The organism is Mesorhizobium sp. WSM4814 (assembly GCF_055811595.1).
In genome coordinates this window covers 1-23,405 of sequence record NZ_JBVVQT010000023.1, presented here as the reverse complement: position 1 = coordinate 23,405, position 23,405 = coordinate 1, and the positions used below count along the sequence as shown (strand labels likewise).

Here is a 23,405-nt window from a genome sequence, read left to right as displayed (position 1 = left end):
GGCAGAATCCGGCATTCAAACGCCGGGCGTCCGGTTGCAGGACGCCCGGCGATCGTTTTATCTCACAGCTTGCGCAAATCCGCCTGCGCCAGATCAAGCGCCTTGGCGATGCGGCCGCAGGCCATATCGATCGTCTCGCGCGTCCAGATCAGCGGCGGCGACAGGATCATCGTATCGCCGGTGGCGCGCAGCATCATGCCCTGGGCAACTGCGTGGTCGCGAACGGTCACGGCCGCGCTCCCGGCCGGCAGGAAGCGCGCCTTGGTCGCCTTGTCGCTGACGATCTCGATCGCCCCCATCAGGCCGATCGAGCGCACCTCGCCGACCAGATCGTGACCGCCGACGTGCTCCTGCAGCGCCTTGGCGAAATAGGGTCCGGTGTCGTTCTTGACCCGATCGACCAAACCCTCCCGCTCGATGATCTCGAGGTTCTTCAGCGCCACGGCGCAGGCCACGGGGTGGCCGGCATAGGTATAGCCGTGATTGAACTCGCCGCCCTTCTCGACCAGCGTCGCGGCGATGCGGTCACCGACCAGCAGCGCCGACAGCGGCTGATAACCGGAGGTCAGCGCCTTGGCGGTGGTGATGGTATCGGGCTCGATGTCGAAGGTCTGAGCTGCGAACCATTCGCCGGTGCGGCCATAGCCGGTGATGACCTCGTCCAGCATCAGCAGTATATCGTATTTGCGGCAGATGCGCTGCACTTCCGGCCAATAGCTCATCGGCGGTATCTTCACGCCGCCTGCTCCCATCACCGGCTCGCCGATGAAGGCGGCGACCTTGTCGGTGCCGGCTTCGAGGATGGCATCCTCGACGGCCTTGGCCGCGCGCAGGCCGAAATCATGGTCGCTTTCGCCGGGCAGAGCCAGCTCATAGGCATAAGGCATCATCACATGGACGATGTTGGGAACCGCGCCGTTGAGCTGCTTGTGCATCGGCTCCATGCCGCCCAGCGACGTGCCGGCGATAGTCGAGCCGTGATAGGCGCTCTTGCGCGAGATGATGCGGTTCTTCTCCGGCTTGCCTTCCAATGCCCAATAGTGGCGCACGAGGCGCAGCGCCGTGTCGTTGGCCTCCGAACCGGACGAGCCGAAGAACACCTGGTTGACATGCTTCGGCGCCAGTTCCGCCAGCTTTTTGGCCAGCAGCACCGGTGTCGGGGTCGAGCATTTGAAAAAGGAATTGTAATAAGGCAGTTCCTTCATCTGGGCGTAAGCGGCGTCGGCCAGCTCATCGCGGCCGTAACCGATGTTGACGCACCACAGTCCGGCCATGCCGTCGAGGATTTCCGTGCCTTCGGAATCGTAGATGAACGGCCCGTTGGCGTGGGTGATGATGCGTGAGCCGGCCTCGCGCATCTCCTTGTGGTCGGTAAACGGATGAAGGTGATGCGCAGCATCGATCTGCTGAAGCTGCTTCAGCGAATAATTCTGATAGGTCATGTCTGATCTTTCCTCTTGAACCAATCCGGCAATTGCAGACAATCCGGCAATTGCAGCGGGGGCGGATTCGTCAGAGGAAGGCGGGCGGCGAATAGCCGATGCGGGCGCAAAGCCGCAAAAGCTCGGCGCGAAGCGTGCGCGGCGACGGCGTCACCGCCACCCCAAACGCGCATGATGCCTTCATCCAAGCCATGCAGCATATTAGGCGGTCTGATGCGATCAGTTCAAGCCGTTCCGTCAAGCCGTTCCGGTCAGCGCCCGTTGCAGGAAGACATACTTCATCGCCGCCTGTGCCGCTTGCGGCCGGCGATCGCCGCGCCCGCCATGGCCGCCCTCGGTCTCCTCGAAAAACAGCGTCTTCGCGTGGCCGGCAGCCTGCAGCCGCGCCGCCATCTTGCGCGCATGGCCGGGATGGACGCGGTCGTCGGCGGTCGATGTCGTCAGCAGCACCGGCGGATAGGCGGCATCGGGCTCGACATGCTGATAAGGCGAGTAAGCCGCCAGCGACGCGGCCTCTTCCGGCTTGGCCGGATCGCCATACTCGGCCATCCAGGATGCGCCGGGCGGCAGTTCGGTGTAGCGCAGCATGTCGAGCAGCGGCACGTCGATGATCACCGCGCCGAAAAGCTCGGGATGCTGGGTCAGCGAAACGCCGGTCAGCAAGCCGCCATTCGAGCCGCCCTGGATGCCGAGCGTCGCCGGCGTGGCGATGCCGCGTTTCACCAGGTCTTGCGCGACCGCGGCGAAATCGTCGAAGGCGTTCTGGCGATTGGCCTTGAGCGCGGCCTGATGCCAGTTCGGACCGAACTCGCCGCCACCGCGGATATTGGCCTGCACATAGGCATTGCCCTTTTCCAGCCACAGCCGGCCGCGCACGCCGGCATAGCCGGGCAGCAGCGGCACTTCGAAGCCGCCATAGCCGTAAAGCAGCGTCGGCACCGGCCCGTCCTGGTCGCGCCGCCTGACGACGAAATAAGGGATTTTGGTGCCGTCCTTCGAGCGTGCCTCGAACTGTTCCGAAACCAGGGACGACGCATCGAAACGCGCCGGCTGCGATTTCACGGTTGTCAGCATCGCTGCATTGTCGTCCGACCAGATGATCGAACTCGGCGTCAGGAAATCGGTGAAGGAGAAGGACACGCTGGAGCCGAAACGCTCGGCGTGGCTGATGCCGACACTGCCGTTTTCGGGCAGCGCCACCGGCTGCAGCGACCAGCCGCTGCCGCTGCGATCGCAGGCGACGACCTTGCCGCGCACATTGTCCATCAGATTGATGAACAACCGGTCCCGCGTGCGGGCAATGCCGGCAATCGAGACACGATCCGTCGGCTCGAGCACGGTCTCGACAGGTGCGAGCGCATTGGTCTCGATCCAGCGCGCGAAGTCCAGCGAATAGAGGCCATCAGGATTGCACAGCGTGCCGTCCGGCGCCGTCCACGGGCTGCGCACTCCAAAGACGAACTGATCCCTGAACAGCACCGTGTCGGTAACGTCGTCCGGCAACGGGATGCGCCTGTTTTCGCCGGAAGGCAGACGCAGAAAACTGTGCGAGGCAAAGAAATCGAGCGTCCGGGTCAGCAACAGATGCCGCTTGTCACCGTCGAATTCAAGGGAACCGCCGGCGGCGAGATCCTGCTTCTGCGCCTCGAAAATCGGCGTCGCATCCTCCAGCCTGGTGCCGCGCTGCCAAAGCTTGACCACGCGCGGATAACCGGACTGGGTTTTTTCGTCCTCTTCGAAGGCAGCCGAGACGATGACCGTGTCCTTGTCCAGCCAGTTGAAGCCCGACTTCGAGGCAGGAGCACGAAAGCCGCCCTCGACAAAGGACTTGCTCTCGATGTCGAATTCGCGCATTTCGCTGGCGTCGCCGCCATCCGGCGACAGGCTGAGCAGGCAGCGGCTGAAATCGGGGTAAAGCCGGCTGGCGCCGCTGAACACCCATTTCACACCCTCTTTGGCTGACAGACTGTCGAAGTCGATGATCGTCTCCCATTCCGGCTTCTCGGTCTTGTAGGAAGCGACCGGAGTGCGCCGCCAGAGGCCGAGCACGTTGGTCTTGTCCTGCCAGAAATTATAGACGTGGCCGTTGAGCGCAGATCCGACCGCAATGTTGTCTTCGGCCGTCATCAGGTCCAGTGCGGTTTGGAAGCAGGTCTGGTAGGATGGATCGCCCTGCAACTCGGCGACCGTGATCTCGTTCTGACGGTGAACCCAGTCGAGCGTTTCCTTGCCCGTTCTGTCCTCCAGCCAGAGAAAGGGATCCTCAGTCGCCGAATTGGGACGCGTCTTTGTGTTCGAACTGGTCATGTGGTCTCCGATAAGTTCGTCAAGGCTCGGCAACGTCGTCTTGCCACTATCGGTATTCAACCTGGAACGCAAAAGGAGCCATTGCGCTGTTGGCCTCCTAAGGTGGGGCCGCCTGCCGCCCGCAGGCCACGAGGGAATCCATGCGACATCTGTACATTGCCAAAGAGAAGTTCGGTCCTTTCAGCGGCACTGCGTGGACCATGTACATAAACTGGTCCGGCCTCACCCAATTAAGTGAGGTCGTCTCACTCGATGGAATGCTCGGGCCGGTCGCGCTGGGAGAGGTAAAGGACAGCTACTGGCCCCATATTGTTAACGAGGACTACATGCTCGATTTCTTTGTGGACCTGGACTTCCTCCTTTCGGAGTTGGCCGATCCGGGCGACTTGAATGTCCTTAATGTGATCCGAAGACCATCGCTTGACGTGCGTTCACTCGACTGGAACGGATTTACCTTCCTGGGCTACGACTTGTTGGATCAAGACGTCTCCATAAGCGCTCTGACCAACTGCGGAGGATTTCCTGACGTGTTTGCGAACACGGAACTGTCCGATGTTGGATTGATACCCGATTTTGATCGTGCCGTTGAAATTCGAGACCTTCTACGCAGGATGCATCCCTCTGAACACCATGCCGAATGTGATTTATGGGCGATTTCCAGATGGCAAGGAAATGAAGGCACCCCGCAATTGTATTAATGCATGTCGCGCAAAAGTGTGCAGCGGTTTTGCGATAACGACATGCAAAAACAACAACCTAAAGCGCGTCGCATCAGACGCGACGCGCTTTAGACCGCTCGCCCCCGCAATACGGTTGTGACCGCCAACGCCAGACAAATGGCGCCAAGCGTGATCGGCAGGCCGTCCGCACCGAGAATATCCATGGCGCCGCCCGCCAGCGGCGGCACGGCGATGCCGCCGACGCCCCACATTAGCGAGAAGGCAGCGTTGCCAGCGACCAGTGCCGAGCCGGTGAACCGCTCGCCAAGCTCGATGATCGACATCGTGTAGATGCCGTAGGAAACCGCACCCCAGACAAACACGCACGGCCAGATCAGCGGCGTCTCGATGAGAACCGGCAACAGCACGCATCCAAGCACCGTTAGCGATACGCAGATAAATCGCACCAGACGCGCCGTCAGCCGTTCCGCCAGCAGGCCGAGCGGCACCTGCATGGCGATGTTGCCGGCGATCATGACAGACAGCAGCGCCGACATGCGCGCCTCCGCGATGCCATAATGTGCGCCGTAGACCGGCAGCAGTGCCAGCACCCCCTGTTCGAAACCGGCGGCCACCACCACCGCCGACAGCAGCAGCCATGCCATCGGCATGAACCCCATCACCGAAACCTGGTGCCCGGCTTCATCGACCTTTGGCAGCCGTCCCAGCACCAGCGCCAGGCAGGCGCCGCAAAAGACGAATGCGGCGATGCCGACGAGAAACGGCGGCCATCCTTCGGTGCCGACCGCAAGCAGGCACAGCGGGCCGGCCGCGAAACCTGCCGAAATGACTGTAGAATAGATGCCCATCACGCGACCGCGGCGCGCCGGAGGCGCCAGCGCGATCACCCAGATCTCGCTCAGCACATAGAGCGGATTGGTCACCACGCCGATCAGGAAGCGCAGTGGAAACCAGAGATAGACATTTTGCGTCCAGCCGATCAGCGCCAGCATGATCGCGGAAAGGGCCGCGCAGGTGAGCGCCGTGCGCCCTGCCCCGAACCGGCGCGCCAGCGCCGGGATGAGCGGCGACGAGACGATAAAGCCGACCGGCGTCATTGCCGCCGACAGGCCGATCATGGCCGGCGAGACGCCCTGGCGCTGCAGGATGAAGCTCAGCAGCGGGTAGCTCAGCCCTTGCGCAATGGCGAACACCGAAACAGTGGCGATCACGCCGGTGATCGCCGCCCACTGCATTGTCTGGTCGCTGTTCTGTTCCACCCGGTCCATGATCCGCACCACGAAACCTGCACGATTAGCGTTTCGGCGGCGTGCCGGGAAGCACCGGCGGCAGGAACCGCTTGCGCCAGCCAGAGCATGCCTTGTTAAGGACTCCGCGACGCCATTCAGGCCACTACGGAAAATACCGGGCAATCGCCCCCTTCCTGCCCTCCGCGTAAGGCTTCAGCCACTTGTCGTCGATGGAGAGCCCGTCATTGTCCGACGGTCCTTCTCCAATCGTTCTGCGCCAGGCGCGGAACTTGTAGTGGTCGAACACGTCGAGCATATGCACCGCAAAGGCCGCAGCGAACGTCTTGTCGCCTTCGACGATCACCATGTTCTCGTCGTTTTCATAGGACGCCTTGTAGCCAAGGTTGTGGCTGCCGGCGATGACGGTCGCATTGTCGGCCATCGGATCGATGATGACGATCTTGTCGTGCACGATCGCATGGCCGACGGTCAGCACTTCCGCCTGGAAATCCCGTGCAACGGAGGCCCCCGTCAGGTTGGCCGCCCTGACGATGGAGACGTTCGGCGCCTCCCAGACCTTCTCCGGAAAGACGAATGGCGATTTGCCGTCCTTGTTCGATTTGTTGGTGACTGGATCCCGGGTCGGAGCAATATAGTTGGGCATGGCGGTGTGATCGCTGATTGCGCCCTGCACGATCAGCTTTGGATTCGCCGTCGCCGCCGCGACCGCCTGATCGATGACCGAATTGTTGCCAAGCCGCGACGGATTGAACACGAGAAAGAGCACCGCCTGCTTCGCTGCCTTGATCCGTGCGAAAACATCTTCGAGATCGACAGGCCGCACCGAGATGTCCTTTTTGCTGCGGTCGGGATCGTTTGGCGAGAACCAGATGGTGGTCCCATCGACATGGTTCGGTGTGCGATTCTTCAGGCGAAACGGCCTGCCTTGCTTTTGCGCCACACGTCCGGCGGCGCTATCGCTCGCCGGCGGCGGGAACACGTCGGCCTTCATCCGTTCCCAATAGGCATCGAACACTTCGGCCATGGCAGGGTCGTCGCCGCGGATGAAGGCGTTGTTGGACTGTCCGCAAATGCCCGTCGACGTCCAATTGGTGCTGCCGGTCATGACCGCTTGCGGATTGCCCTGGGCGTCGCGGTAGACGGCAAACTTGTTGTGGCCGATATGGTTGTTGTTGAACAGACGATCGGTCAGCACGACGCCGGCGTCGCGCAGCCGCTTTCTGAAGGGCGCGTTGCCCGCGTCCCACGCCTTGGTTTGTTCATCCCTGCCCGAATTCGAAAGAATGACGTCGACGACATCCTTCGCGTCGATGATCGCGTCGCACAACTCGTCATCGCCAAGCTCGTAGAGGGCAAGCCTGACAGTGCCGCCCTCGGCCTTGGCCCGTTTCATCAGGCTGGTGAGCAGATCCGGAACCTCGCCGTGAAGATAGGCGCGTATCTTGCTGCCGGGACGCTGAAGCTCGGCCCTGATCTTGTCGCGCTGCCCGACCTTGATGCCGGCATCTTCGAGGGCGCGCGACAGCCATTGCGTCGAGAGCACGCCGTTGGTGAAGGCGAGCCGCGCCTTGCCGAACATCGATCCCAGGAAGATGGTCGGGCTGACGGCGCCTTGTCCGAGATAGCCGAGCGGCCGCGCCGCTCCGGTATAGGCTTTCTCGGGCCGCACCGGCACCGGATCGAGGCCGGGCCGCATGTCGCCGACCGGACGCACCCGGTAGGCGACCAATTCGCCATCCGGCCTGATTTCGACGCTGTCGCGGCGCCGCCGCACCGTAAGATCGCGCCAGAATGTCTTCTGCACCGGCCAGACGCCGGTATCCTGCGGAATCCAGTCCTTGTTGCGTTGCCCCCGGAAAGGCACCCAGGAAGCCAGACAGCGTTCCTCGCCGGTGCCGGGATAGATGCGGACGATCTCGAAGCCGAGACAGCCGTCGATCATTCCGTCAATATCCCAGGCAATGAAAGCGACTTCGTTGTTGGTCGCTGCACGCACGCTGACAACATCCGACACGGAAATAGTCTCCCTCAGGACGGTTTGTATTCAATGTACTTGCTCAATATGACGTGATCGCAACGTGACATGTTTCACAGTTCGGGCACAGATCTGGATTCGCCCTGGTGCGTCCGGCTGGCGAACGTCCATGTCGCTTCCCTCGTCCTAGTGGTCGCCGCCTCCGCAATGGCGGGACGGCGGTCGGTCCATTATGCCGCCGCACCATCGCAGCGTACGAGGACTATCATGACCGCCGCCCTTCATCCCGCCGAACCGGCATTGGCAAACGACCGCGCCCGTCGCGGCGGCCGCGCGGGCAAGCGCGCCGGCGCAGCGGCGGCATTCGAGCAGCCGCCTTTCCGTCAGCTGAAAATCCCGCTGACGCCGACCAGGCTGGTCTCCGACGACGAACTGGAATCGATCCACCTCGCCTCGCTGCGCGTTCTCAGGGAAATCGGCGTCGACGTGCTGCACGACGAGGCAAGGCGCATCATGAAGGCGCATGGCGCAGATGTCCGCGAAGGCAGTGAGCGGGTGCGCTTCGACAGCGACATGATCCTCGAGCTGGTTTCGCACTGCCCGTCGGAATTCACCATCCATGCCCGCAATCCGGCGCACAATGTCCGCTTCGGCGGCGACAACCTGATCATCTCGATGATGGCGTCGGCGCCCAATTGTTCCGACATCGACCGCGGCCGCCGCCCCGGCAACCAGCAGGACTACCGCAACTTCCTCAAGCTTGCGCAGATGCACAACATCCTGAACTGCACCGGCGGCTATCCGGTCGAGCCGATCGATATCCATCCCTCCGTCCGGCACCTCGAATGCATCCGTGATCTCAGCGTGCTCACCGACAAGGTGTTCCACATCTATTCGCTCGGCAAGGAGCGCAATGTCGACGGCATCGAGATCACCAGGATCGCGCGCGGCATCAGCGACGAACAGCTTCTCGAACAGCCGTCGGTGTTCACCATCATCAACACCAATTCGCCGCTCAAGCTCGACGTGCCGATGATGGAAGGCATCATCCAGATGTCGAGCAAGGGCCAGGTCGTCATCGTGACGCCGTTCACCCTGTCGGGCGCCATGGCGCCGGTGACCATCGCCGGTGCGCTGGTGCAGCAGAATGCCGAGGCACTGTCCGGCATTGCCTTCGCCCAGATGGTGCGCAAGGGCGCGCCCGTCGGCTATGGCGGCTTCACCTCCAACGTCGACATGAAGTCCGGCGCGCCGGCCTTCGGCACACCGGAATACATGAAGGCGCAATTGGTCGGCGGCCAGCTCGCTCGCCGCTACAACATCCCCTACCGCACCTCCAACACCTGCGCCGCCAACACGGTCGACGCACAGGCCGCCTATGAAAGCGTGTTCTCGCTGTGGGGCGCCATCCAGGGCGGCGGCAATCTGATGATGCATGCGGCCGGCTGGCTGGAAGGCGGCCTGCGCTGCTCCTATGAGAAGACCATCCTGGACATCGATCTGCTGCAGATGGTGGCGGAGTTCCTGACCCCGCTCGACCTCTCCGAGGAGGCCCTCGGCTTCGACGCCATCCAGTCCGTCGGTCCGGGCGGCCATTTCTTCGGCACCCAGCATACCCAGGACCGCTACAAGACCGCATTCTATTCGCCTATCATCTCCGACTGGCGCAATTTCGAGACCTGGGCGGAAGCCGGATCGCCGACAGCTATCGAAAAAGCCAATCGGGTGTGGAAGGAGCGGCTGGCCTCCTATGAAGAGCCCTACATGGACTCGGCTATCCGCGAGGAGCTCGACGCCTTCGTCGACAAACGTCGGTCCGAAGGCGGCGCGCCGACTGATTTTTGATCATCTGTATTGGTTGATGAACAGGCGACTCCCACTCCGTCGAGCTTCGCTCGACACCTCTCCCCCGATCGACGGGGTAGAGGAAAGGCGCGAGATTATTCCAGCCAGCGCCCTTCCTCGCTTTGCTTTCACGCCCCGCCCACTCGATTCAATCTCTTCAAAAACGGAACTATCTTCATGAAATCTCATGCAAAAGCGGTTGTCATCGGTGGCGGTGTCGTCGGCTGCTCGGTGCTTTACCATCTGGCCAAGGCCGGCTGGACCGACATCATGCTGATCGAGCGTTCGGAGCTCACCTCCGGTTCGTCCTGGCATGCGGCGGGCGGCTTCCATACCCTCAATGGCGATCCCAATGTCGCCAAGCTGCAGGCCTATACGGTGCAGCTTTACAGGGAGATCGAAGAGCTTTCCGGCCAGTCCTGCTCGCTGCACCTGACCGGCGGCGTGATGATGGCCGACTCGCCGGAGCGCATGGACTTCCTGCGCCTTGCTCACGCCAAAGGCCGCTATCTCGGCATGGACACCGAGCTGATCACGCCGTCAGAGGCCAAGGCGATGTTCCCACTGATGGACGAGACCAATTTCGTCGGCGCCATGTGGGATCCGGTCGAAGGCCATCTCGATCCTTCCGGCACCACCCACGCCTACGCCAAGGCGGCCAGGAAGCTCGGCGCCGAAATCGTGCTGCGCAACCGCGTCGTCGAGCTGACGCAGGAGGTCGACGGCACCTGGAACGTCGTGACCGAGCAAGGCACGGTCAAGGCCGAGCATGTCGTCAACTGCGGCGGCCTGTGGGCGCGCGAGATCGGCCGCATGGTCGGCGTCGAGCTGCCGCTGCTGGCCATGGAGCATATGTACCTGTTGACCGAGCCGATGCCGGAGGTCGAGGAATTCAACAAGTCGACCGGCCGCGAGATGATCGGCGTGATGGACTTCAAGGGCGAGATCTACACCCGCCAGGAACGCAACGGCATCCTGCTCGGCACCTATGAAAAAGCCTGCAAGCCGTGGTCTCCGGTCAACACGCCGTGGGATTTCGGCCATGAATTGCTGCAGCCCGACATCGACCGCATCGCGCCGTCGCTGGAAATCGGCTTCAAGCATTTTCCCGGCATCGAGAAGGCCGGCATCAAGCAGATCATCAACGGTCCCTTCACCTTCGCGCTCGACGGCAATCCGCTGGTCGGCCCGGTGCAGGGCCTGACCAATTTCTGGTGCGCCTGCGCCGTCATGGCCGGTTTCTCACAAGGCGGCGGCGTCGGGTTGGCATTGTCGAACTGGATGGTCCATGGCGATCCCGGCTTCGACGTCTGGGGCATGGACGTCGCGCGCTTCGGCGAATGGGCGACGCTGCGCTACACCAATGCTAAGGTCCGCGAAAACTATTCGCGCCGTTTTTCCATCCGCTTTCCCAACGAGGAACTGCCGGCGGCACGCCCGGCCCAGACCACCCCGCTTTACGACACGATGCTGGCCAACAACGCCGTCATGGGCGACAGCTGGGGCCTCGAAACCCCGCTCTGGTTCGCCCCGAAAGGCACCGAGCCGAAGGACATCGTTTCGTTCCATCGCTCCAACGATTTCGGGCCGATTGGCGAGGAAGTGCGCGCCACCCGCGAGAAGGTCGGCGTCACCGAGATCGCCAACTTCGCCAAATACGAAGTCTCCGGGCCGGGATCGGAAGACTTCCTCAACCGGCTGATGACCAACCGCATGCCGAAGACCGGCCGCATTGTGCTGACCCCGATGCTGAACGAGTTCGGCAGGCTGATCGGCGATTTCACCATCGCCAAGGCGGGCGAAGAGCGCTTCATGATCTGGAGTTCGTCGGCGGCGCAGAAGTATCACATGCGCTGGTTCGAGAAGCACCTGCCGAAGGATGGTCCAGGGGCGTCACAGGTCCGCATTCACCGCTTTGACCAGACGCTGGTCGGCTTGTCGATCGCCGGGCCGAAATCACGCGACCTGCTGCAGAAACTGGTTGACGCCGACATCTCGACCAAGGCCTTCCGCTTCATGGACTTCCGCGAGATGGCGGTCGGCGGCGCGCCCTGCATGGTCAATCGCATCACCTATACCGGTGACCTCGGCTACGAGATCTGGATGGCGCCGGCCTACCAGCGTCTCGTCTACAAGGCGATCAAGGATGCCGGCGAAGAGTTTGGCCTGGTCGATTTCGGCATGCGCGCCCTGCTCTCGATGCGCCTGGAAAAGAATTTTCCGACCTGGTTCCGCGAACTGCGCCCGATCTACGGGCCGTTCGAGGGGGCGATGGACCGCTTCGTCAAGCTGGAGAAGAACGACTTCATCGGACGCGGCGCGGCAGCCGGGGAGCAGGCAGAAGGGCCAAAACTGCGCCGTGTCTCCTTCATCGTCGATGCCGCAGACGCCGACGTGATGGGCGACGAACCAATCTGGGCCAAGGTCGGCGGCAAGGACTACGGCACGGTGGAAAAGCCGCACGGCTATGGTGCGGCGCGTTTCGATACGGACGGCAAGGAAGTGCGCGGCTCGAGCGCCGCGGAAGGCGCTTCGGCCGTGCGCGGCATCGTCGACGGCGACTGGCGCGTGGTCGGCTGGGTCACCTCCGGCGGCTATGCCCATTATATCAAGGAATCGATGGCGCAAGGCTATGTGCCGGCGGCCTTGGCCGCGGACGAGAGCGCCGGACTGTTCGAGATCGAGATCCTCGGAAGCCGGCGACCAGCCCGCATCAATGTCGAGCCGCCTTTCGACCCGAGCGGCGAGAAGATGCGGGCCTGAAAGCATTGGACCCAAAGGCCCGCCCTCGGGCCTGACCCGCGCGGCCGATTGATATCGGGAGGATAGGAAATGAGCGATCCGGGCGTCGAGCGACGGTTCGGTCGTCATCGCAGGATCGCGCCGTTCGAGCCAGACGAAGCAGGCTCAATCGATGCGTTGCGCCTGAAATCGCGGCAGAAGGCCGCTGAACTCAACCAGCATGTGCTTGGCTACGGCGCACTGGCGGAAGCCGAGTGGCACGCCGCCGGCATTGCTGCTCCCGACCTGCCCGCCATGCGCCAATACCGGCTCGACCGCATCCGCGCCGAGCTGAAGCGCCGCGGCTATGCGGGAGCCTTGCTCTACGATCCGATCAACATCCGCTATGCGACCGACTCGACCAACATGCAGCTCTGGGTCGCACACAATCCGACAAGACATTGTTTCGTTGCCACCGAAGGTCGGGTGGTGCTGTTCGACTATTTTTCCTGCGAGCACCTTTCCGACCACTCCGGCGTCGTCGACGAGGTTCGGCCGGCAGTGTCGTGGATCTATCTCTACAGCGGCGAACTCACCGAGCAAAAAGTCCGCCGCTGGGCCGCCGGGATCGCCGATCTGGTCAAGCAGCATGGCGGCGGTGTCAGTCGTATCGCCGTCGATCACATCAATCCCGAGGGCGTCGAAGCGCTCGCCCGCCTCGGCATCTCGATCGGCAATGGCGAAGCGCTGATGGAAAATGCACGCCTGATCAAATCGCCCGACGAAATCCTGGCCATGCGCCGGTCGATCGTCGCCTGCGAGGCGGCGATGGGTGAGATGGAAGCAGCATTGAGGCCAGGAATTTCCGAAAACGAACTGTGGGCCGAACTCCACCGCGGCAACATCGCGCGTGGCGGCGAGTGGGTCGAAACCCGGCTGTTGACGTCCGGCCCGCGCACCAATCCCTGGTTCCAGGAATGCTCGTCGCGAACGATCGCAGCCGGCGATCTCGTCGCTTTCGATACCGATTTGATCGGCCCTTACGGTTTCTGCGCCGACCTGTCGCGCACCTGGCTCTGCGGCGACACCGAGCCATCCAACGAGCAACGCGAGCTGTTTCGCATCGCCGCCGATCAGATCGCCCACAACATCGGCCTGATGCAGCCGGGCACATCGTTCCGCGATCTTGTCGAACGCTCGGCGGTGCCGCCCGCAGATTGTTTCCCGACGCGTTACGGCGTGCTCTATCACGGTGTCGGCCTGGCCGACGAATACCCGACGCTGCCGCATGCCATCGACTGGACCGAAGACACGCCCGACGGCGTGCTTGTGTCGGGCATGGTGCTTTGCGTCGAGAGCTATATCGGCCGGCTTGGCGGACGCGAGGGCGTCAAGATCGAAGAGCAGATCCTGATCACCGAAACCGGCAACGAGCAGCTTTCGACCTATCCGCTCGACGAGCGGCTGCTCGGCGACTGATTTTTTATGCGGTCGTCGCGACCGCCTCGCGCAGCGCCTCCACGATCTTTTCCGGTGTCGTTCTGGCAGTGATGAACGGCAGGCCCTTGCGCCGCGTTGTCCAGCCGACGACTGTGACCGCTTCCGCTGCCGGCTCGAAGCGCCGCGCATTGGCCCAGCTCTGGCAGTCGATGGCCGCGACATCGGCCTTGCCCTCGGCAATGGCGACGATCGAGGCGCGGTGGCCACCGCTTTCGCTGCGCTCGGAGAAGATGTCCAGGCTTTCGCCCAGCGCCTCCAGGTCACGCGTCGGCGCGATAATGCCCGACATGGAATCGAGGCTGTTGAAGGTAAAATGCTTGCCACGCAGGACATCGAGCGGGATGAGCGGGCTGCCGTCGGACGGTGAGCCAACCGTTGGCGCTTCACCTGCACGCATCACCAGCGCACTAGAATAGAGTTCACCCTGCCCGCCCTCGAACGCGTCGTAACGCGGCTGGCCGACCAGTTGAACATGCGTCGCCAGCCCGAGTTCCATCGGACCCCAGCAGGTCTGTGCGAACAGCAGCGCCGGATGCAGCCAGAGGCCGAAAAAATCCAACTCGTCCGGCGGCAGCGTCGCCGGATCGGGCGCCATGACCTTTCCGGCGGCGTCGCGGATGCCGCCTTCCACAGGCCGCAGATCGGCATTGACGCGAGCGATGGTCTGCGGCGCGTCGATGCCTTTTTGCCGGAAGGCATCACGCAGCCGCGCCCATTGGGCGTCGACCTCGCTCCGCATTTCAGACCAGTCGTACATCGGCAAGCCGGCAACGAAATCGCTCATGCCGGGACTTTGATCGTTACGCTGAGAAAAATTGACGAGGCCATTGACGCGCACCTGGGCATCGCTGCCGGCAATACCCAAAAATTCATTCTTTCGGCGGCTCGGCCGGTACCGGCGCACTGCCAAGCCCATTGAGGCTGCGCGCCCTGACGCGCGGCTTGAACGCCCGGCCCGGTTCCGGCGTGCGCCGCAGCACCGGGTGGACGATCGGCTCCTTGGCCTTGAATGCATATGCCTTGAGCAGCGCGAAATAGTTCGGATAGGCATAGCCATTGTTCATCCGCAGCCACTCGTCACGGCGCTCGCGAAACAGCTTCGGCAGCCGGTACCAGGCCACCGTCGGGCTCTTGTGATGAACGAAATGCAGATTGTTGTTGAGGAACAGGAACGACAGCGGCGAACGTTCGACGATCACCGTACGGCCTTCCGGATGCTCCGACCACTGATGCTCGGCGAAGGTGCGGATCGAGATCAGCGACTGGCCCAGCCACACCGGCACCAGGATGTAGAGCCATAGCGGGATGCCGAAGCCGAACTGCACGACCGGCAGCACCACGGCGAGGCCGATGGCGTGCAGCAGCCATGCCTTGCGGATCACCTTGTCGCCGGCAAGCATCTGCCTGGCATCGTCGATGAAGAAGCCGGTGCACGACAGCCACGGGCCGAGAATGAGCCGGCCGATCATGGTGTTGTTGATCTTCAGCAGGAACTTCATCGCCGGCGGCAATTCGTCATGGTGCCACAGCGCCTTGTAGTAGCTTTCAGGATCGTCAAGCGGATCGGTCAGCCGTTCGTCGGCATGATGGCGCAGATGAATGGTCTTGAACCGCCGGAACGGCCAGACGAGACCAATCGGCAGGAAGACGAAAGATTCGTTGAGCTGCGCATGGCGGGTTGGATGGCCGTGCAGGACTTCGTGCGCCAGCGAGGATTGCAGCGCCGCCATCAAGGCCAGGACGATGAGCGCCAGCAGCGGATAGGACGGCCACAGGAACAGGCCGGCTGCGAGCCAGGTGCCGTGACAGAAAAACGCGAGGAAGACGGTCGGCCATTCGATGGCCGGTGCATTGCGTCGTCTGCTATTCCTGCTTGTCATCGATCGACCACTGCCCTTCCAGTCGCCGGAACCGTTTTGATTCCTGACAGCATTGTGTCAGGAGCGTCGTGATGCTGCAACGCGACAAAGCGCACAAAATGTTGCAATTGCGCATTTTCAGCCGCATGTGTTATCTATTGTAAACAGGCTTGAGGATTCATTTACGCCAAAGGTGCTATGTTGGCGGGTTCGGCGAATTTTTTTTCTCCCAATGGCTGGAATGACGATATGGATAAACGCGACCTGTCGACGGTGTTTCGGGAGCGCCTGAAAATGCTCCTGACACGGTCGGATCTGAACCAGTCCACTTTCGCGACTGCGGTAGGCATCGACCGCTCGGCGCTTTCGCAGCTGCTGTCCGGCGCCTCGACACGCCTTCCCCGCGCCGAAACGCTGCTCAACATCGCCGCCGAATTCAAAGTGTCGCTCGACTGGCTGCTCGGTCTCAGCCAGGACGAAGGCCTCACCGGTGAAATCCGCGAGAGCCTGGAGATCGAGGAAGCGCCTGACGGCTTCGACCGCACGCTGCTGGCCAAGTGGCATGCCGAGGCCGCCGGCACGAAAATCCGTTACGTGCCGGCCGGCATTCCCGATCTTCTGCGCACCGAAGCGCTCGTCGATTACGAGGCCGGTATCACCAACAAGAGCCGTGAGGCCCAGGCCGGCGAGACGCAGTACCGCATCGACTACAACCGGCGGCCGGAAACCGACATGGAAGTCTGCATGCCGCGCCACACGCTGGAGATCTTTGCGCGCGGCCTGGGCGTCTGGGACCGTTTCCCTGAGGCCGCCCGCCACCAGCAGCTTCTACACATGGCGACGCTGCTCGACGACCTTTATCCCACCTTCCGCCTGTTTCTCTATGACGGGCGGATGCGGTATTCGATCCCCTACACCATCTTCGGGCCCTATCGCGCCGCCATCTACGTCGGCGACATGTATCTGGTGCTGAACGCGACCCAGCCGGTCCGCACGCTGACCAGCCATTTCGACAATCTGATCCGCGCCGCCGATATCAATGCGCACGAAGCAGCCAGCTTCACGCAAAGGCTGGCGGAAATGCGATTTTGACGGCTTGCGTCCTGCACCAACATTGACGCCATATAAAGATTTCTTTATATCCTTATCTCGACAAAGAATCCCGGAAGGCGTAATTTCCAATGACCAATCCAATTGACGCTTTGCTTGCCGAAAAGGGCGTTCTGCTCGCCGATGGCGCCACCGGCACCAATCTGTTCGCCATGGGGCTGGAGGCCGGCGAGGCTCCAGAGTTGCTGAACGAGACGGCGCCGGACATCATCACCAGTCTGCACCAGAACTTCGTCGAGGCCGGCGCCGACATCATCCTGACGAACTCCTTCGGCGGCACCCGCCACCGGCTGAAGCTGCACCATGCGCAAGACCGCGTGCATGCGCTGAACCAGCGCGCCGCCGAGATCGCCCGCGCCGTCGCCGATAAAGCCGGCCGCAAGGTCATCGTCGCCGGCTCGGTCGGCCCGACCGGCGAGTTGCTGGTGCCGCTCGGCGCCATGACTTATGACGAGGCGGTCGAGGCGTTTGCCGAGCAGATCGAGGGCCTGAAGGCCGGCGGCGCCGAAGTCGCCTGGATCGAGACCATGTCGGCGCCGGACGAAATCCGCGCCGCAGCCGAAGCCGCGATCCGCGTCGGCCTGCCCTATACCTACACCGGCTCCTTCGACACCGCCGGCCGCACTATGATGGGGCTGTTGCCGCAGGACATCCACGGCGTCGCCGATGGCTTGTCGCAGGCGCCGCTCGGTGTCGGCGCCAATTGCGGCGTCGGCGCCTCCGACATCCTCGCCTCACTGCTCGACATGACCGAGGCGAAGCCGGAGGCGACGGTGATCGTCAAGGGCAATTGCGGCATTCCGGAATTTCGCGGCGCCGAGATCCACTATTCCGGCACGCCCGAGCTGATGGCCGACTATGTCAGGCTGGCCGTCGATGCCGGCGCAAAGATCGTCGGTGGCTGCTGCGGCACCTCGTTCGCCCACCTCGCCGCCATGCGCAAGGCACTCGATGCGCACACAAGGTCGGATCGCCCGTCCGTCGAAAAAATCGTCGAGCGCATCGGCCCGATGCGCAACAAGCAGGCGACGGTCAACACCGTCGAGACCAGCGAAGCCCGCCGCGAGCGCCGGCGCAGCCGCGCCTGACGCAATTGAAAAAGGCCGGCAAGGTTTTCCCTGCCGGCCTGCCTCACCGCCCATCGGTCGGTTTTCCGTATCAGAACGATCCCATCTGGGAAAACCGGCCGTCACACCCACTACCTGTTGCCGCCGAGCGCCGAGGCAAGGCGCACCAGCGAGAGGAACTCGGAGCGGTAGCCAAACGGATCGGCTCCACGGGCGGCAGTGGCAATCTCGATGATCTTGTCGTAGCCGAACTTCGCGGTCGCATCCTCGTCGCGCAGCTTCTGGCCAAAAGCTGCGACGGCAACGGAGAAGCGCTGGTCGGTGCTGGCCCGGTCGAAATCAGCAACTTCGTTGGCGGATGTCACCGGCGTGGTGATCAGCTTCGAGGCATCCTCGTTCGGCAGCTTGTAGCGGATCTTGACGAAGGCATATTCGTCGGCATTGGCGACGCCGCCATTGCTCACGGACGCCTGGCCGTAGCGCAGCGGATCGATCTTCTCGCCGCCGCTGTCCTTCGGCGTGATCTCGTAGATCGCGGTAACCGAATGCCCCGAACCGATCTCGCCGGCGTCGATGCGATCGTTGTTGAAATCCTCGCGGTTCAAGGCGCGGGTTTCGTAGCCGATCAGCCGGTATTCCGAGACTTTTTGCGGGTTGAACTCGACCTGGATCTTCACGTCCTTGGCGATGGTGAACAGCGTCGAGGACGCATCCTCGACCAGCACCTTCTCCGCCTCGGCCAAAGTGTCGATATAGGCGGCGGTGCCGTTGCCGTTCTGGGCGATGGCCTGCATCATCTGATCGTTCAGGTTGCCGCGGCCGAAACCGAACACCGACAGGAACACCCCGGTCTTGCGCTCCTTTTCGATCAACCGCTTCAGATCGTCGTCGTCGGTCTGGCCGACATTGAAGTCGCCGTCCGTCGCCAGCATCACGCGATTGATGCCGTCGTTGACGAAGGATTTCTGCGCCAGCCGATAGGCTTCCTTGATACCCGCCTCGCCGGCCGTGCTGCCGCCGGGCGCCAACGTGTCGATGGCATTGAGGATCTTGTCCTTCTCCGAAACCTTCGTCGGCTCCAGCACAGTGCCGGCATCGCCCGCATAGGTGACGATCGAGACGGTGTCGTCGGGCTTCAATTTGTTGACCAGAAGCCGGAAGGCGGACTGCAGGAGCGGCAGCTTGTCCTGCTCGTTCATCGAGCCCGACACGTCGATCAGGAAGACCAGATTGGCCTTGGGCTGCTCGGCCGGCTTGGCGTCGAAACCCTTGATGGCGACATGCATCAGCCTGGTGTGCTCGTTCCACGGCGTCGGCATGACGCTGACGGTCGAGTTGAACGGCGTCGAGGCAACGTCCGGACCTTTCCAGTGATAGGGGAAGTAGTTGATCATCTCCTCGACGCGGACCGTGTCGGCCTGCGGCAAAGCACCTTCCCTGAGCGAGCGCCGCACGAAGGAATAGGAGGCCGTGTCGACATCGATCGAGAAGGTCGACACCGGGTCTTCGAGCGCTGCACGCACCGGATTGGTCCTAAAATCCCCGACGCGGTCGCGGTTTTGCTCCGGCAGCATCTGGTCGGCCGGCATGGCCTGCGGCTGTACCATCAGCTTGGATTCGGCGCCTGGCATGCGGCCAGCCCGCGTGGCTCCGTCGGCTTTCGGAGGAGATATAGACATCATCACTCTGCCAGACGGCGCAGCTCCACCATCCTGTGCGAACTCACCTTTCGGCGCAGGTGCCGGCGTGGGCGCCACATTGCGGGCCAGAGCGTCCTGCTGCGCCAAGCCGCCGGCAGCCGATTGTGGCTTCGGCGGCGATGCCGGCGCGACAAGCGCCTCGGCTGCGACGCGGTTTTCGGCGTCGGCATCGGCTTTCTTCGTAGCCGCTGGTTTATCGGCCAGCGTTTCGGTGATCTTCTCGTCCCCACCGGAATAGAACGGCTGCTCCTGCAGCATATAGATGGTGGCGTATCCGGCGATCGGCAGGGCGACGAGCCCGGCAATGGCCGGCGTGGCGAAGAGTTTCTTTTGCATGATTTCGCTCCAGAGCTTTTGTGCTCGCTCTGTGAGACGAACCCCTTTCGCCGATCCTTGGGCGGCAGGTGAAGTTTTTTCGCCCATGTCGTAGGCACGCATGGCCGCCCCTAAGGCACGCCCCTTCGCGTCGTTGCCGGGTGCCGGTGCTGCGATGTCGCGCAGCCTGTTGAGTTGGTTGTCGTCGACCATGATCACACTTCCCCGGCTGAAAGCATGAGCGCCTTCAACCGTTTTTTCGCTTCATGGATGTGCCAGGAAACCGTCGTCTCCGAGATGCCCATCGCCTCGGAAGCGAGTGCGTGGCTCAGCCCTTCGCCATAGACGAGCAGCACTGCATCGCGCTGCTTGTCCGGCAGCATCCGCACCGCCGCCCAAAGCGCCTCGGCTGGATCTTCGGGCTCGGCCGGGGCCTCTCCCGAGATCAGCTCGTAAGCCCCGTAGGCTTCGGTCTTGATCGCCTCGCGGACGCTCTTGCGCATCATGTCGCGTGCCGCATTCAGCGTCATGGTGTAGAGCCAGGTGGTGAAGGCGCCGCTGCCATGATAGTCGCGGATCGCCCGGCCGAGCCGGACGCAGACTTCCTGGGCGATATCCTCGGCATCGGCCTTTTTCCCGCACCAGCGATAGGCGGCGCGATAGAGGAAGTCATAGTGCCTTTCGAGCAATTTGCCGAAAGCCCCCCTGTCACCGCCCTTCGCACGACCGATCAGCTCGGCGTCGGAGGCTTCGCTTTCATCCAGCATCATCGCCATCATTTGCCTGTTGGACGAAGGCTAATGGCGATTCCTTGGGATGATGGAAGGATTTTTTTGCAGGGCGGTCAGATGACCACCAGCGGGCTATCGGGGTCGCAATGCGGTGTTCAAGTTTCGTGCGGCATTCGGCGACGCTACAGGCCCGCGAACGCGACCATGTGGAAGGCTTGAACCTGTGGCGGATAGCGATAGGCCGCGCCGTAGGGGCAGGCGTTGCGGTCGAGACAACCGCCGGTTCGGCAAGCCGCGCCGTTGTGCCCACGCACATGCGCCAGACATGTTCCATGCGCGAAACCATCCGCAGAATAAGCGTCGACCGGACAGGATTTCAGGCAAGGTTTGTCGACACATGCATCGCAAAGGTGAACCACTTCGCGAGTTTCCCCAAACGCAATCTCGTCCTCGAACAGCAGCGCGCCGCGATAGGCGTGCCAGAGCCCGTATTGCGGATGCATGAGGATGCCGAGCGGCGACGGTTTCAGACCCTCCGCCTGCATCGCCCATTGCTGGAACGGCAGATACGGTCTGTCGGACGGCGACACGGCGCGCGCGCCGAATGTCTTCGCCACTGCGCCGATCACTTCGCGCGACCATGCATCGAGCGGATCGGCAACAGTTTGCGATTGGCCTTCCCGCCAGCGCAGAAAATGCGGCCACGGCGCCGCGCCCGCCTGCCCCACCAGCAGGACGGATCTGGCGGCAGCGCCGGAGAGACCGGAGGGTGTTTCCTCACCGCCTGCAAAATTGAAGCCGCCGCGCAGGATGAGGCCGTGGGCGGAAAACGCCGCCGCTATATCTTCGACCATGCTGCGCTCAAGGATCATCCCTTCCTGTCCGGCTCGGAGAAGGCGCTCCGCCAGACTTCCTTGTGGATGATGTTGGCGACTTTAGCCCCGCCTGACTCGGGCTCCTTTCAAGTGAAGGCGTCGGCCATCGACGCCTTCTTGCTGGCGATGAAGTCCTTCAGCCCGTCGTCGATGCCCTGATCGAGATGCGGCGCCTCGTAGCTTTCCAGCCAGCGGCGGGCGAGTTCGTTGGCGCGCTGCGGTGCCGACTTTTCGCCTTCGGCCAGCCACTGCTCGTAGGAATTGTTGTCGGCGATGCTGGAACGGTAGAAGGCGGTCTGGAAATTGGCCTGGGTGTGGTCACAGCCGAGATAGTGGCTGCCCGGGCCGACCTGGCGGATGGCATCCATCGCCTGGCCGTTCTCCGACAGGTCGACGCCTTCGGAGAACTTCTGGGTCATGCCGAGCTGGTCGATGTCCATCATGAACTTTTCGTAGCAGGAAGCGAGCCCGCCCTCGAGCCAGCCGGCCGAGTGCAGCACGAAATTGGTGCCGGCGAGGATCGTCGAGTTCAGAGTGTTGGCGCTCTCATAGGCCGCCTGCGCGTCCGGGATTTTGGAGGCGCAGAGCGAACCGCCGGTGCGGAACGGCAGGCCAAGCCGGCGCGCGAGCTGCGCCGCGCCATAGGAAACCAGTGACGGCTCCGGCGTGCCGAAGGTCGGCGCGCCAGACTGCATCGAGATCGACGAGGCGAAGGTGCCGAACAGCACCGGTGCGCCCGGCCGGATCAGCTGCGTGAACGACGCGCCAGCCAGCACTTCGGCCAGGACCTGGGTCAGCGTGCCAGCGACCGTCACCGGGCTCATTGCGCCGGCGAGGATGAACGGCGTGACGATACAGGCCTGGTTGTGGCGCGAATAGACTTTCAGCGCCCCCAGCATGGTCTCGTCGAACACCATCGGCGAATTGGCGTTGATCAGGCTGGTCAGCACCGTGTTGTTCTCGACGAAATCGTCGCCGAACACGATCTTGGCCATCGCCACCGTGTCTTCGGCGCGCTCCGGCGCGGTGACCGAGCCCATGAACGGCTTGTCCGAATATTTGATGTGGCTGTAGATCATGTCGAGATGGCGCTTGTTGACCGGCACGTCGACCGGCTCGCACACCGTGCCGCCCGAATGGTGGATCGATGGCGCCATATAGGCGAGCTTCACGAAATTCCGGAAATCCTCGATCGTCGCATAGCGCCTGACGCCGTCGAGGTCGCGCACGAAGGGCGGGCCGTAGACCGGTGCGAAGACCGTGGCGTTGCCGCCGATCTGCACCGAACGTTCGGCATTGCGGGCATGCTGGGTATAGACGGACGGCGCGGTCTTCAAAAGTGAGCGGCAGAGCCCCTTCGGGAAGTGCACGCGCTCGCCCTTGACGTCGGCGCCGGCCTCTTTCCACAGCTGCAGCGCCTCGGCGTCGTCGCGAAAGATGATGCCGATCTCCTCGAGCACCGTGTCGGTGTTCTTCTCGATCAGCGCCAGCCCTTCCTCGTCCAGCACCTCATAGACGTTGATCTTGCGCTTGATGTAGGTGAGCTGGGTGCCGGGGCCGCCACCCGACCGCGCCGCCCGCCGGGCAGCGGCACCACCACTGGCGGCGCGCCCGCGCCGCGCGTTTGACGCTTCCTGGTCGACCGGCGCGTTCTCACTCATGATCGTTCTTCCCTGACTTTTGTTCTGGCACAATTATTACGGCCGCATATCGCGGTTTCTGGCCGGATCGTAGTCATGCACCCTATTCGAAACGGCCCGCCAGCGCCAACGCCTGTCGCAAAATCGACAAGAATTCCAATAGATTTGCAGTCGCTTTCCTTTTGCGGGAAGTCGCAAATCAGCTATGGACGCAAGCCTGTAGCGGGTTAGGTATTGACGTGATATTTGAGGCCCCGCAATTGCATCTGTGCGGCAAGGAGCTGGATTAAAAATGGCCGACGACGAGATCATCCTTTCCGAGCTTTCCGACGACGAACTCGTGCAGCAGATGCACGATGACCTTTATGACGGGCTGAAGGAAGAGATC

General features: G+C 62.6%; 17 protein-coding genes and 1 pseudogene. 7 read left to right on the top strand and 11 right to left on the bottom strand.

From position 1 onward, the window contains the following. Positions 1 to 62: 62 nt before the first annotated feature. The 3 genes from AC0L2V_RS26370 to AC0L2V_RS26360 form a co-directional block, all read right to left on the bottom strand. Positions 63 to 1,442 carry an aspartate aminotransferase family protein gene (locus AC0L2V_RS26370; protein ID WP_473511575.1) on the bottom strand — a complete coding sequence of 460 codons (1,380 nt, stop codon included), beginning with the start codon at positions 1,440 to 1,442 and terminating at the stop codon, positions 63 to 65. A 70-nt stretch (positions 1,443 to 1,512) separates the two neighbouring features. After that, positions 1,513 to 1,626 (bottom strand): capsid protein, encoded by a 114-nt coding sequence (locus AC0L2V_RS26365; RefSeq protein WP_287066439.1) that lies wholly within the window; start codon positions 1,624 to 1,626, stop codon positions 1,513 to 1,515. Between the two features lie 53 nt (positions 1,627 to 1,679). Next, complete coding sequence (locus tag AC0L2V_RS26360; protein WP_473521612.1) at positions 1,680 to 3,749, bottom strand: prolyl oligopeptidase family serine peptidase; 2,070 nt, start codon at positions 3,747 to 3,749, stop codon at positions 1,680 to 1,682. A 140-nt stretch (positions 3,750 to 3,889) separates the two neighbouring features. On the opposite strand from AC0L2V_RS26360, the gene AC0L2V_RS26355 reads away from it, so the two are divergent. Continuing rightward, positions 3,890 to 4,447 carry a hypothetical protein gene (locus tag AC0L2V_RS26355; protein ID WP_473521611.1) on the top strand — a complete coding sequence of 186 codons (558 nt, stop codon included), beginning with the start codon at positions 3,890 to 3,892 and terminating at the stop codon, positions 4,445 to 4,447. A gap of 89 nt (positions 4,448 to 4,536) precedes the next feature. Here the strand turns inward: AC0L2V_RS26355 and AC0L2V_RS26350 are convergent, their stop codons facing one another. Further along, complete coding sequence (locus tag AC0L2V_RS26350; RefSeq protein WP_473521610.1) at positions 4,537 to 5,697, bottom strand: MFS transporter; 1,161 nt, start codon at positions 5,695 to 5,697, stop codon at positions 4,537 to 4,539. A gap of 124 nt (positions 5,698 to 5,821) precedes the next feature. Next, on the bottom strand, positions 5,822 to 7,693 hold the full coding sequence (locus tag AC0L2V_RS26345) for a phospholipase D-like domain-containing protein (protein WP_473521609.1): 1,872 nt from the start codon (positions 7,691 to 7,693) through the stop codon (positions 5,822 to 5,824). Between the two features lie 228 nt (positions 7,694 to 7,921). On the opposite strand from AC0L2V_RS26345, the gene AC0L2V_RS26340 reads away from it, so the two are divergent. The 3 genes from AC0L2V_RS26340 (at position 7,922) to AC0L2V_RS26330 (ending at position 13,699) form a co-directional block, all read left to right on the top strand. Next, on the top strand, positions 7,922 to 9,499 hold the full coding sequence (locus tag AC0L2V_RS26340) for a trimethylamine methyltransferase family protein (protein ID WP_473521608.1): 1,578 nt from the start codon (positions 7,922 to 7,924) through the stop codon (positions 9,497 to 9,499). A 177-nt stretch (positions 9,500 to 9,676) separates the two neighbouring features. Beyond that, on the top strand, positions 9,677 to 12,262 hold the full coding sequence (locus AC0L2V_RS26335) for a GcvT family protein (protein ID WP_473521607.1): 2,586 nt from the start codon (positions 9,677 to 9,679) through the stop codon (positions 12,260 to 12,262). 69 nt (positions 12,263 to 12,331) lie between these two features. Next, positions 12,332 to 13,699 carry a M24 family metallopeptidase gene (locus tag AC0L2V_RS26330; RefSeq protein ID WP_473521606.1) on the top strand — a complete coding sequence of 456 codons (1,368 nt, stop codon included), beginning with the start codon at positions 12,332 to 12,334 and terminating at the stop codon, positions 13,697 to 13,699. A 4-nt stretch (positions 13,700 to 13,703) separates the two neighbouring features. Here the strand turns inward: AC0L2V_RS26330 and AC0L2V_RS26325 are convergent, their stop codons facing one another. Beyond that, positions 13,704 to 14,504, bottom strand: a complete 801-nt coding sequence (locus tag AC0L2V_RS26325) for a phosphate/phosphite/phosphonate ABC transporter substrate-binding protein (RefSeq protein ID WP_128173908.1) — start codon at positions 14,502 to 14,504, stop codon at positions 13,704 to 13,706. An 85-nt stretch (positions 14,505 to 14,589) separates the two neighbouring features. Then, positions 14,590 to 15,600 (bottom strand): fatty acid desaturase, encoded by a 1,011-nt coding sequence (locus tag AC0L2V_RS26320; RefSeq protein WP_473521605.1) that lies wholly within the window; start codon positions 15,598 to 15,600, stop codon positions 14,590 to 14,592. A 228-nt stretch (positions 15,601 to 15,828) separates the two neighbouring features. On the opposite strand from AC0L2V_RS26320, the gene AC0L2V_RS26315 reads away from it, so the two are divergent. Both AC0L2V_RS26315 and bmt read left to right on the top strand, forming a co-directional pair. Continuing rightward, a complete protein-coding gene (locus AC0L2V_RS26315) occupies positions 15,829 to 16,671 on the top strand; it encodes a helix-turn-helix domain-containing protein (RefSeq protein ID WP_473521604.1) in 843 nt (280 codons plus the stop codon). A gap of 89 nt (positions 16,672 to 16,760) precedes the next feature. Beyond that, the gene (gene bmt / locus AC0L2V_RS26310) at positions 16,761 to 17,777 is read left to right on the top strand and encodes a betaine--homocysteine S-methyltransferase (protein WP_473521603.1); all 1,017 of its coding nucleotides are present in this window, start codon (positions 16,761 to 16,763) and stop codon (positions 17,775 to 17,777) included. A gap of 110 nt (positions 17,778 to 17,887) precedes the next feature. Here the strand turns inward: bmt and AC0L2V_RS26305 are convergent, their stop codons facing one another. From AC0L2V_RS26305 to AC0L2V_RS26290, 4 genes are all read right to left on the bottom strand, one after another. Next, positions 17,888 to 19,984, bottom strand: a complete 2,097-nt coding sequence (locus AC0L2V_RS26305) for a vWA domain-containing protein (protein WP_473521602.1) — start codon at positions 19,982 to 19,984, stop codon at positions 17,888 to 17,890. Between the two features lie 2 nt (positions 19,985 to 19,986). Then, positions 19,987 to 20,547: an RNA polymerase sigma factor gene (locus AC0L2V_RS26300; protein ID WP_473521601.1), complete on the bottom strand. Its 561-nt coding sequence runs from the start codon at positions 20,545 to 20,547 to the stop codon at positions 19,987 to 19,989. Between the two features lie 137 nt (positions 20,548 to 20,684). Further along, positions 20,685 to 21,374 carry a hypothetical protein gene (locus tag AC0L2V_RS26295; RefSeq protein ID WP_473521600.1) on the bottom strand — a complete coding sequence of 230 codons (690 nt, stop codon included), beginning with the start codon at positions 21,372 to 21,374 and terminating at the stop codon, positions 20,685 to 20,687. An 89-nt stretch (positions 21,375 to 21,463) separates the two neighbouring features. Continuing rightward, positions 21,464 to 23,038, bottom strand: coding sequence for a trimethylamine methyltransferase family protein (locus AC0L2V_RS26290; protein ID WP_287207797.1), 1,575 nt, complete (start codon positions 23,036 to 23,038; stop codon positions 21,464 to 21,466). A 271-nt stretch (positions 23,039 to 23,309) separates the two neighbouring features. On the opposite strand from AC0L2V_RS26290, the pseudogene AC0L2V_RS26285 reads away from it, so the two are divergent. Continuing rightward, positions 23,310 to 23,405 (top strand): annotated as a pseudogene (locus AC0L2V_RS26285) (cobalamin-binding protein); the annotation flags it as partial.